The sequence below is a fragment of the Streptococcus infantis genome, from assembly GCF_047463315.1.
Lineage (GTDB): Bacteria > Bacillota > Bacilli > Lactobacillales > Streptococcaceae > Streptococcus > Streptococcus infantis_AB.
Genome location: NZ_JASHEB010000011.1, coordinates 1 through 11,273 on the forward strand (window position 1 = coordinate 1; position 11,273 = coordinate 11,273).

Consider the following 11,273-nt stretch of genomic DNA (forward strand, 5'->3'; position numbering starts at 1 on the left):
TGCCTCTATCGGACTAAATATGAATTCAACAGCTGTCATTATAGGAGCCATGTTGATTTCACCTCTCATGACACCGATTGTTGGACTGGGATTCGGTTTAGCTATTTTTGATACGCGTTTAATCAAGTAATCTCTAGAGGTTTTATTGACTCAAGTGTTGGTCAGTTTGCTTGTCTCGACTCTGTATTTCTGGATTTCTCCCTTGTCTTATGCAAGTAGCGAGTTGATTGCACGAACCTCTCCAACCATTTGGGATGTCCTCATTGCTATTGCTGGTGGGATTGCTGGTGTGATCGGTTCAAGGAAAAAAGAAGCAAACAATATCGTGCCAGGAGTAGCCATTGCTACAGCTTTGATGCCGCCTATCTGTACTGCTGGCTATGGTTTAGCTAATGGGAATGTACGATTTTTATTGGGGGCTCTCTATCTTTTCTTGATCAACTGTGTCTTTATCATGCTAGCCAACATTGTTGGAACAAGAATTTTGATGAGAAAATCTCCTTTAACTTCATTTAAAGAGCTGAGCATTAAAATGAGAATTGGCTTGATTTCTTTGATTGTATTGTTGATTCTTCCAGCTAGCTATTCGGCAGTTACTCTGACAATAGAACAAGCGCGCAAAGAAGGGATCAAACAGTTTGTAGGAAAAGAGTTCGCCAATTATACGGTTATTAATCAAGTCTACAAGTCAAGTAACAATGAATTGGTCTTGACGGTTGTTGGAGATCCGATTTCAGAAGAAGAATTAGAAACACTCCACCAAAAACAAGCCTCTTACGGTATTCAATCTGTTCAATTGAAAGTGAATCAAGTTCAGAACTCGCCAACATTAGATAGTGAAGCGACCAAGGAATTTTATGAAAACATTGACAAGTATATTGATCAAAAACTCTCTGAAAAAGATTCACAAAACGATCTCGTAAAAGAAAATGAAGCAGACAAGGATTGAGGACAATGAACTGAATCGGTTTTTACGCCGTGTTTTTCTTGTATCTTCCTCTTTCTTACTTATAGCAGGTTGTTTTTGCTTGAATAAGAAATAAATTAGAAGTTCTATCATCTAAGAAAAATGATGAAAAAAATCATTTAACTAATGGTGTGAACGTTTAGTGTTTATCAGCTCCATTCTCTGTAATTTTGGGGGTAAAATCCACACCATTTAGATAAAATTAGTTGAATTTGATTGGAAAAACGCTTTTATAAAAGCGGAGAAAAGTCTTGATATTACGCTGTTTTTAGTCCAACTGAAATTCATACTTTCCAAACCAGGCTTGAAAAAGGCCCGTAAAGCATCACAATTTAGTAAACGTTAATTCGTCACTGGACAGCAGAATACAAACGAAAACACTTTGCATCTTGCAAGGTGTTTTTTTCTATGAGAACTGGCGGTGCGCAATTAGGATAGCTCTAGCGACTTTAGTCGCATAGAGATATGCTATGCACAGTTGCCTCAAGAAAACAATGCTTCTTGGTCCACCCTGTTAGACAAGCTTCAAAACCAAGGAATCCAACAGATTTCTCTTGTAGTTACAGATGGCTTTAAGGGGCTTGAGCAGATTATCAGTCAGGCTCACCCATTAGCTAAACAACAATGTTGCTTAATTCATATTAGTCGAAATCTAGCTAGTAAAGTGAAACGAGCAGATAGAGCGGTTATTCTGGGGCAATTTATAATGATTTATCGTGCTGAAAATTTAGAAATGGCAGGACAAGCTTTAGAGGACTTTCTCGCCGAATGGAAACCAAAGTATAGGAAAGTCATGGAAAGTCTGGAGAAGACGGATAATCTTTTAACTTTTTATCAGTTTCCCTACCAGATTTGGCACAGCATGTATTCGACAAACCTCATTGAGTCTCTTAACAAAGAAATCAAACATCAAACGAAAAAGAAGGTTCTTTTTCCTAATGAGGAGGCTCTGGAACGTTACTTAGTTACGTTGTTTGAAGATTATAATTTCAAGCAAAGTCAACGAATCCATAAAGGGTTTGGTCAATGTTCTGATACACTTGAAAGCTTATTTAATTAACACTCCGTAACTCTACTTAAGTGTTTACACATAATTATTGACAGTATCAAAAAATAAAGTATATTGTTTTCATCATAATATAATTAAATATCAGTATAGAGAATTTTATCTATATATCAGATATCAGCAATTGCTTTTGCTGTCATTTTTCGCTACAATAGTTACAAGGAGGAAATAAACATGTTAAAAGAAGTATTAAACGTCGCAAAAGTTGCGAAAAAATCATCTCTCTTCTTAGGAGGGGTAGCATTTGGGACGCTTGGCTTGAAAGTCTTAGCAAGTAAAGAAGCTAAGAAAGGCTATTCTAAGGCCTTGGCTAAAGCTTACAAATTGAAAGATGGACTGGATGCATCTGTTTCTGTTGTAAAACAACACGGTGATGATGTTTTACAAGACGCTAAATATTTATACGAACAGGAAAAGAAAGAAGAACAATTAGATAGCCTGACAGGTGAATAATATGTCTTTTAAAGTGCTACACAGAGGATATCAACATATCCGATTATCGTCCTCGTTTTCACTGACCTTGGATATTCAAGATTATCTTCGTTCCTTGGCTAAAGATGAAAAAGGGATCGACTCTATTCAGTTTTATATGGATCAGCAGCACTTTACTCTACGTATGAAAGAAGGCTTCTCTGTATTAGAAAATGCAGAGGCCTTTTTAAAAAAAATTGACAAGGGGAAAGTTTCGGACTTGATGACTCTTCCCATTCGTAGAGAAGAGAGTGCTTATTCAATTGTATCGGGTGCAGCGATTAAGCGTTTGCTGTTTCGAAGTTTTGTACCCTACCCTATTCGTTATATTTGGACTTGTTATCAGGCTTTGGGTTATGTCAAAGAAGCCTATCAAACTTTAGCGCGCAAGGAACTAACCATGGAGGTCTTGGACTGTTCGGCCATTTTGTTGTCCTTGTTTATGAACCAATCCAAGACAGCTAGCAACATCATGTTTATGCTTGATTTGGGTAATCATCTGGATCAGTGGTCTTTAAAAAAAACAGCAACAGATTTGGAACAAAGCCTTCTTGCTAAAGAAAGTGATGTTTTCTTAGTGCGGGGAGACATGGTCATCAGCATCAAGAGTTCTGATGTTCAAGTAGGTGATGTATTAGTTGTCTCCCAAGGTAATGAAATCTTGTTTGACGGCCAAGTGGTTTCAGGATTAGGCATGGTCAATGAGAGTTCCTTGACTGGAGAGAGCTTCCCTGTTGAAAAGAAAGAGGGAGATTCTGTATGTGCGAATACTGTTTTGGAAACAGGAGAGTTAAGAATTCGTGTGACTGATAATCAGATAAACAGTCGTATTTTGCAACTCATCAATCTGATGAAAAAATCTGAAGAGAGTAAGAAGACAAAACAACGTCATTTTATTAGGATGGCAGACAAGGTTGTAAAATATAACTTCTTAGGTGCTGGTTTGACTTATCTGTTAACAGGTTCGTTTTCAAAAGCCATTTCCTTTTTATTGGTGGATTTTTCATGTGCTCTAAAAATATCCACACCTGTAGCCTACCTTACGGCCATAAAGGAAGGTCTAAATCGAGAAATGGTTATTAAAGATGGTGATGTATTAGAAAAATATCTGGAAGTGGATACTTTCTTGTTTGATAAAACGGGTACCATCACGACGAGTTATCCTTTGGTTGAAAAGGTTCTTCCTTTCGGAGATTATACTGAGAAAGATATTTTAAGAATAAGTGCATGTTTGGAGGAACATATCTATCATCCTATTGCCAATGCAATTGTTAAACAAGCTGAAATTGAAGGCATTGAACACGAAGAAATGCATGGCAAGCTTCAGTATGTTGCAAGCAAAGGGATTAAATCGCAAATTGATGGTCAATCGGTTGTCATTGGAAATTATGTACTAATGCAAGACGAACAGGTAAGAATTAGTTCTGAGCAGCTGGCCTTGATTGAGCAATATAAGACTCATTACAATTTATTGTTTTTGGCTTATAAGAAAGAATTAATTGGGATGTTTTGTATCCACACTCCCTTGAGAAGCGAGGCGAAAGTTGCATTGAAAAAGCTAAAGCGCCAAGGGAAAAAACTGATTCTGGCAACTGGTGATACGTTGGCTAGAACAGAAGAGTTGGTTAAAGATCTGCCATTTGACAACGTTTATACTGATTTAAAACCAGATGGTAAGTTTCAGTTGGTTCAGGAATTACAGAAAGCTGGCCGAACTATTTTGATGGTTGGAGACGGGTTAAACGACTCTGCTGCCTTGACGCTTGCAGATATTGGGGTTGTGATGAATGAAAGTGCTGATATTTCTAAGCAGATGAGTGATATTTTATTATTAGATAATCGTTTAGATTTCTTCGAGGAATTGAATTCTTTATCTGAATCGTTGCAGAAATTAATTCAAAGAAATATTCAAGAAACAGTTGTAATAAATGGAAGTTTAATTGGATTTGGGTTGTTAAATTGGTTAAGCCCATCTAATCTTTCGATATTGCACAATCTGACTACTTTAAGAATCGTCCTTCGTAGTCTTTCTATTAAAAGTAGGTAAGAGACCGAGAAGCTGAGGTTATAAAAACTAAAAGGAGTTGTCTCATTTGAGAATAACGGCTCTTTGTCAACTGTAGTGGGTTGGTGGAAAATTATACCCTGGAGAGAACCAAATTGGTTCTCTCCTTTTAAATATTGAAAAAACCATTGGCAGTGGACATACTTTAAGACTATATATTTCTGAAACTAGTTTCACAATACAAATATTGACATGCAATTATTAATTGGTGGATTTTAAGTTGACATCTACAAAGGTTAATGTTAGAATACATTCAAAAATATATTTGAATGAGGTGTTTTATGATTCAAAATATTGTTACTTCAATAATCCTGTATTCTGGGACAGCCGTAGACTTACTTATTATCCTAATGTTATTTTTTGCCAAAAGAAAAAGCAGAAAGGACATCATTAACATCTATTTAGGACAATTTCTAGGCTCTGTTAGTCTAATATTGCTAAGTTTGCTTTTTGCATTTGTCTTAAATTATATTCCTAGTAAAGAGATTTTAGGTTTGCTCGGTTTGATTCCAATTTTCCTAGGCCTCAAAGTTTTGCTTTTAGGAGATTCTGATGGAGAAGCTATTGCAAAAGATGGTTTGCGCAAAGATAATAAAAACCTGATTTTTCTAGTTGCTATGATTACTTTTGCAAGTTGTGGTGCTGACAATATTGGTGTTTTTGTCCCATATTTTATTACCTTAAATTTAGCGAATTTGATAGTGGCTTTACTTACCTTTCTAGTCATGATTTATCTCTTGGTTTTTTCTGCCCAAAAATTGGCACAAGTCCCTTCTGTTGGAGAAACTTTGGAAAAATATAGCAGATGGTTTATTGCCAGTGTTTATTTAGGACTGGGGATATATATCCTGATTGAAAACAACGTTTTTGACATACTATGGACTTTGTTAAGCTAGGAGAAAATATTATGAAAAAAGATAGTATCTGCCAAGTGAATGTTATAAATCAACAAAATGTTACAACCGCAACGAACTACCTTGAAAAGGAAAAAGTCCAAAAATCACTTCGCATTTTATCAAAGTTTACCGATAGTAAACAGATAAATATCATCTTTTATCTCCTTGCTGTTGAAGAACTCTGTGTCTGTGATATAGCCTGTTTACTAAATCTCAGTATGGCATCTGCCTCTCACCATCTTCGTAAACTAGCCAATCAAAACATCTTGGATACTAGAAGAGAGGGGAAAATTATATATTATTTTATAAAAGATGAGGAAATCAGAGATTTTTTTAATCAACTAGGATAACAACTATTTTTACTACTTTACCATGATTATATATAGGACTTATCTATGAAATTTTTTGATGAAAATTACTCACAAGAAAGACCTGCTCGTAGCAAATGTTTAAGAAAAAAGTATAATTTAAAGCAAAGCGACCTAGGTAATGCAGGTCAAGTTAGCCAAGTTGAAAAGGGAGGAATTTGAAAGAATTTGTATCTTTTATTTTTTGTTTCATTTATGCCCTATGCTACTGGAATAGTTAGTAGTCATTTCATGAATCATACGGCACAGCTCTTTTATGGACTAATCGTTATTGTTTCAACGGTAGCAAACTGGTTTTTACATAAAGTAATTGATAAACCTAATATAGATCGGAAAGAATTACTTGAAGCTACCGCACAATATAGGAAGTTATTGATACCTGACCTAATAATTAAAGGAGTGGGATTGATTCTATCCCTAATTCTCTATCCTCCGATTATGATGTATAGTGTTTTAATTGCGGCATTTTACATCATAACTTTAAAAACACTATCCGAAAAAAGAGTGAATAACTAAAAAACGGTGACCAAAGTTAGGTGTATTATTTTAATGCTTAGAGACCTAAACTATACCCCTATTTTAAAAATATTGATTCAGATTTTATGAAATTAAAAAGTAGATATTGTTCTTAAAATCCTTGATATTTCGCTGTTTTTAATCCAACTGAAATCTATACTTTCCAAACTAGGCTTGAAAAAGGCCCGTAAAGCGTCACAATTTAGTAAACGTTAAAACTTATTTACATTTATTAAAAGCATTTCGTATCAAAAATACGAGATGCTTTTTTCTAGCTTAATTTTACAAATTGGATTTTGAAGGACACCATGGACCTATTTTCAAGTTGATAACGACTACAAATTTGTTCTGGAGACCATGAAGATTGTAATCGCTCTTTAATTTCCTACTTCAATTCACAGGAGTCTAACTCGATTTTCTTCCCTTCTGCTTCGCCAATTGTTCATTGTGTGTTTGTGCTGCTTGTGCAGAGTAAGTGTCATTACCACACTTAATTCTCTTGAGAAGGTTGATTTGTGAACGCCTAATTTTCTAGCTATTTGGCAGGGTTTGAGACCTAATTCTAGGTAAGTCTCTATCTTAATTCGCTCAATTATGGTAATATGATGGTAGCTTATAGATTTCTCCCGTGTTCTGTTTAGTGTGGTTACTTACAGTTTACACGAGATTGGGCTCTATGAGTTTTTTGTTGCACTATATTTTACCATTTATCAAATATAAAAAAGTAAGCTCAGAAAATCTCTGATCTTATTCTCATATCTCTCCAAACAACTTCCGTAAAATTTTCGGTGTGATACGTTGTCCTGGCCCTACGTAAGTATAGGCGTGCAGGTACATGGCAGGATTGAAGTTGAGTTCGATACAGGTGCAATTTGGTAGCTCCTTACTAGCAGGCTTGGTGTAGTCTGGGATAATCAAATCGACTCCACAGGCCCAAGCCCCCATAGCAGTCGCCATATCGGCAGCTAGTTGTTTGTAACTCTCGCCCATCTGGTCAGTCATGTCAATGGAGTCGCCTCCAGTTGAGATATTAGAATTACCACGCAGAAAGGTTTGGCTACCTTTAGGCAAGACTGTATCAGGTGTGTAACCCTGCTGTTCCAACATGAGTAATTCAATATCACCCAGATTGATGATTTCAAGAGGTGAGCGATGGTCGCGACCACGCAGAGGGTCTTGGTTTTTCTTTTCGACTAATTCTCGGATGCTTGAGCTTCCGTCGCCTACGACATTGGCCGCGACGCGGAGCAGGACAGCCTCGCATTTTCCATCCAAGATAAAGAAACGGTACTCGGTCCCTGCCACAAACTCCTCGACTAGCACATGGCTATCTTCCGAAAAGGCGATGTCTAGGGCTTTTTCATAGCCAGAAAGGCTTGTTGGCTCTTGGAAGATGGAAATGCCCAGACCGAAGTTGGTGGATTTGGGTTTGACAACAATAGCAGAGTTGGCTATTTGTCCGTAGTACCGCAAGGCATCGTCCTTGTTAGCAAATTCTGCTCCCGCAGGTACTGGAAAACCAGCCTTGTCCAAAATCTTTTTGGTCACAACCTTATTAGCCATGGCCAGTGGAATTACGTAGTTATCTTTGGATGTCATGTTGCCATTTTTAATGTACTCCACATGGTCACCATGCCAGAGTTTGAGAAATTGGTCTTCCTCATCTAAAATTTCTACGTTCAAGCCCAGCTGAATGGCGTCAAAGAGAATCATTTGGGTGGAGAGTTCCATGTTTTCATAGCCTTTGAGGGCATAAGGTGCTGTCCAAGCATAGTCATGAAAGGCTTGTCCTTGTTGTTGGCCAAATTTTTCAAGGGACCCTTCTTCAACCTGCTCTGCTATTTTTCCAGAAAGGGTCAAACGTGGATCAAGAAGAGAGGCCTCCACCTTAGTGATAAGCTGGCTATAATAGTCATCCAGTCCAAAGTGAGCGACGATGTCCTTCATGGCTGTCACGATAGGTTTAGGGTCAGCCTCTTTAGGAAGTGGTGTGTGGGGATGGCTGAGAGCGATTTGGTTGTTGAGAGTAGCAGCTACTGCCAATTCTTCGTCGACTTGCTCCATGTCGTCTAGCCACAAGAGTGCGAGTGCAAAGAGGTGGGTGGTGTCTAGTGTTTCTTGGCTGATTGCCAGTGGCTCAAAGGGGTTGAGGTCAAAGTTGCGGAACTCTAGATAGGAGATGCCCTTAGTCAAAAAGTCCCGGCTAGTCTTAGCACCGCGTAAACGGATGGCAGAGTAAAATTCTTTTTCGGCGGACAGTTGCCCAGATCCAACAGCGTTTTCGATGTCGGTCACGTATTGCTCCAGTGAAGAGAAGGAAATGTGAACATCGGGGGCATTGACATAGCCGTAGTTGGAGTTACGAATCGACCGCACGCAACCAATTTCATCTGTCAAAAACCCTTTTTCTGCTAGCGGGCTTGCTCCGTAAAGGTAGGTCAAGAGCCAGCGATAACACAAGAAGTTCTGAGCTAACTTGAGATAGAGGGCATTCTTGAAGGTCAGTAAATCGTCATAGTCACTGACTTCAAAGAGCTGCTGGGTCAGATCTTTGCCGAGTTCAAAATTATAGTGAATTCCAGATATGGACTGGAGCAATTTGCCGTAGCGTTCTGCCAAACCAACTCGGTATTGATACTCGTAGTCACTTTCCAACTGGGCAATCTGAATCTCTTCTTCTACAATCACAGGTGGCATGGATAAAGGCCAAAGATATTCTGACTTATCCATTGAGCGAATAGCCACATCGGTGATGGCCCCGAGGAAGCGACGAGCTTCCGTGGTCGACTGTGCTACCGGTGTAATGAGCTCTAGTTGAGGTTCGCTATAATCTGTCTGGATATAGGGATGGAAACTGCGAGAACCCAATTTTTCAGGGTGTGGCGTTTGAGCGACACGGCCTTCAGTATTGATTCGTAGAGATTCGCGCTCCAGACCAAAGGTAGCTTGTAAGATGGGAGTATTTGGGGATAATTTTTGAAATACGTTTGATAGGTTCATGATTTGGCCTCGAAATAACTAGTTTCTCTATTATTTTATCAGTTTGTTAAATAAACTCAACTTTCTGCTACGGAGATGGAGAAGGAAATGCTCGGACGAATTGACTATTTACTTGCATTAAATATAAGCAAAAGCATTAGTAGAAGTATTGAAACTACACCTAATAGTTTTTTCCCCACACTCAATCTCTCATTTCTGTCTTTTTTTCGTAGACAGTTATAAAGTCGATCAGAATAAACCTTGTAAGTGTATAAGTTAATTCTTACAGACCTAAACTATTCCCCTATTTAAAAAATAATGATTCATATTTTATGAAATTAATTAGTAGATATAGTTCTGAAAAGCCGTTATATTACGCTGTTTTTAGTCCAACTGAAATCCATACTTTCCAAACCAGGCTTGAAAAAAGCTCGTAAAGCATCACAATTTAGTAAACGTTAAAACTTATTTAAACTTATTGAAAGCATTTCGTATCAAAAATACGGGATGCTTTTTCTGTTCACCCCAAATTTTTGTAACTAGGTGATACTTGAAATTAATACAAATTTGGTTGTTTTTGATAAATCTAAGCAACACTACATGATGAAGTGAAAGGGGATGAATCTTTGATAGTATTCACTTATTGTGAAATATGATATATTTATTAATTAGATGGATGAATACTTCTAGAGTTAAATATAGTATAATAGGGACATACTTTTTGGTTTATTTTTGTTTGTAGTCGGATTATGAAAGAATATCCAATATTATGCGATAAGATAGAATGTTACAAAAAAGAAAAGGGATGCAATCCGATGAAGAAAGACAGATTAATTGTATTGACAGATGCTGTTCTAGCAATTATTATGACCATCTTGGTTTTAGAGTTAGAAAAACCAACAACACCAAGTCTTGAAGCTTTTTGGGATTTACGGCAAAATTTCTTTGCTTGTTTTCTTTCCTTTTTCTGGTTGGGATCGTTATGGATGGCACTAAACACATTATGGGAAAAGGTTGAGAAAATTTCCTCAGAAATTATTTGGTGGAATTTGTTTCTACTCTTGGAGCGGCAGGAGTTCTCTTTGGAGAATTTCATGCCATCCAAGATACCAGTCTGAATGATGTGGTGGACCGGATCTATATAAATGTCAAGGATTTACCGTTTCAGTCCTTGGGAGCTTTAGCTAATATCCTGTCTGATGTTAAGAAGGGACTGATTCAAGACAGTCATATCTGGTCTTTCTTCCAGTCATTTTTCAAACAATATCAGTTGATAATCAGCTTAAATCAGATCTATCAGTTTGTCTATCTTTCTCTGATGGAGATCATGTCCTATCTTCACTTTGATTATTGGAAAAAACGGCTCGGTCAGGAGCTAGTATGAATAAGGAGAACAAATGAAACGTTTAAAAATGTTATGGCATATTATGCAGGTTACGGGTTTTACTCGGTTTGCTCTGAGTTTTGTGACCTTTGTTTTTGGGTCAGGAGGCGTGCTTTTCCTAGTTGAACCTGCTATCACAAATTACGGAGACGGTCTTTGGTATGCTTTTGTGACTTCGACGACTGTCGGCTACGGGGATCTCCTAGCTGTGACCTTGATTGGAAGGATTACCAGTGTCTTCTTGACGATTTATGGGCTCATATTTTTTGGCTGTTTATCAGCTGTTATTTTTAATTATTATACCAATTTAAATAAGGAAAGAGGAGAGGACAAATGACTGCCAATTATTCAACACGGGAATACCGTGAGAAATTATACGATGACCTTCATGTTCGATTGAGAGATACAGCGATTTTGATGTGTGCAATTTTTATTGCCTCTATCGGACTAAATATGAATTCAACAGCTGTCATTATAGGAGCCATGTTGATTTCACCTCTCATGACACCGATTGTTGGACTGGGATTCGGTTTAGCTATTTTTGATACGCGTTTAATCAAG

Annotated in this window: 11 protein-coding genes and 3 pseudogenes; 12 read left to right on the forward strand and 2 right to left on the reverse strand. The window is 37.5% G+C overall.

Annotated elements, in window-relative coordinates; translation table 11 throughout:
• The 8 genes and pseudogenes from QM857_RS09000 to QM857_RS09035 all read left to right on the forward strand — a co-directional run.
• Positions 1-949: pseudogene (locus QM857_RS09000) on the forward strand (DUF389 domain-containing protein); the annotation flags it as partial.
• Between the two features lie 487 nt (positions 950-1,436).
• A pseudogene (locus QM857_RS09005) lies at positions 1,437-2,027 on the forward strand (transposase); the annotation flags it as partial.
• Positions 2,028-2,207: 180 nt separating this feature from the next.
• Positions 2,208-2,486: a DUF6110 family protein gene (locus QM857_RS09010; protein WP_002893755.1), complete on the forward strand. Its 279-nt coding sequence runs from the start codon at positions 2,208-2,210 to the stop codon at positions 2,484-2,486.
• Position 2,487: 1 nt separating this feature from the next.
• On the forward strand, positions 2,488-4,551 hold the full coding sequence (locus QM857_RS09015; protein ID WP_002893754.1) for a heavy metal translocating P-type ATPase: 2,064 nt from the start codon (positions 2,488-2,490) through the stop codon (positions 4,549-4,551).
• 299 nt (positions 4,552-4,850) lie between these two features.
• The gene (locus QM857_RS09020) at positions 4,851-5,465 is read left to right on the forward strand and encodes a CadD family cadmium resistance transporter (protein WP_414275749.1); all 615 of its coding nucleotides are present in this window, start codon (positions 4,851-4,853) and stop codon (positions 5,463-5,465) included.
• Positions 5,466-5,476: 11 nt separating this feature from the next.
• Positions 5,477-5,815: a Cd(II)/Zn(II)-sensing metalloregulatory transcriptional regulator CadX gene (gene cadX / locus QM857_RS09025; RefSeq protein WP_414275750.1), complete on the forward strand. Its 339-nt coding sequence runs from the start codon at positions 5,477-5,479 to the stop codon at positions 5,813-5,815.
• Positions 5,816-5,860: 45 nt separating this feature from the next.
• Positions 5,861-5,995 (forward strand): hypothetical protein, encoded by a 135-nt coding sequence (locus QM857_RS09030; RefSeq protein ID WP_003004655.1) that lies wholly within the window; start codon positions 5,861-5,863, stop codon positions 5,993-5,995.
• A gap of 69 nt (positions 5,996-6,064) precedes the next feature.
• On the forward strand, positions 6,065-6,349 hold the full coding sequence (locus QM857_RS09035) for a hypothetical protein (RefSeq protein ID WP_414262045.1): 285 nt from the start codon (positions 6,065-6,067) through the stop codon (positions 6,347-6,349).
• Positions 6,350-6,644: 295 nt separating this feature from the next.
• On the opposite strand, the pseudogene QM857_RS09040 reads toward QM857_RS09035, so the two are convergent.
• Positions 6,645-6,966, reverse strand: a pseudogene (locus QM857_RS09040) (transposase); the annotation flags it as partial.
• Positions 6,967-7,102: 136 nt separating this feature from the next.
• Positions 7,103-9,349, reverse strand: a complete 2,247-nt coding sequence (gshAB, locus tag QM857_RS09045) for a bifunctional glutamate--cysteine ligase GshA/glutathione synthetase GshB (protein WP_075228773.1) — start codon at positions 9,347-9,349, stop codon at positions 7,103-7,105.
• Positions 9,350-10,143: 794 nt separating this feature from the next.
• Between gshAB and QM857_RS09050 the strand changes: the two genes are divergently transcribed.
• From QM857_RS09050 to QM857_RS09065, 4 genes are all read left to right on the forward strand, one after another.
• A complete protein-coding gene (locus QM857_RS09050) occupies positions 10,144-10,446 on the forward strand; it encodes a TMEM175 family protein (protein ID WP_006151097.1) in 303 nt (100 codons plus the stop codon).
• Complete coding sequence (locus QM857_RS09055) at positions 10,371-10,712, forward strand: hypothetical protein (RefSeq protein ID WP_000397556.1); 342 nt, start codon at positions 10,371-10,373, stop codon at positions 10,710-10,712. The genes QM857_RS09050 and QM857_RS09055 overlap by 76 nt, the downstream gene beginning before the upstream one ends.
• 13 nt (positions 10,713-10,725) lie before the next feature.
• Positions 10,726-11,049, forward strand: coding sequence for a potassium channel family protein (locus tag QM857_RS09060; RefSeq protein ID WP_000825751.1), 324 nt, complete (start codon positions 10,726-10,728; stop codon positions 11,047-11,049).
• A partial coding sequence (locus QM857_RS09065; RefSeq protein ID WP_141754478.1) for a DUF389 domain-containing protein occupies positions 11,046-11,273 on the forward strand: 228 nt, incomplete at its 3' end. The genes QM857_RS09060 and QM857_RS09065, both read left to right, overlap by 4 nt.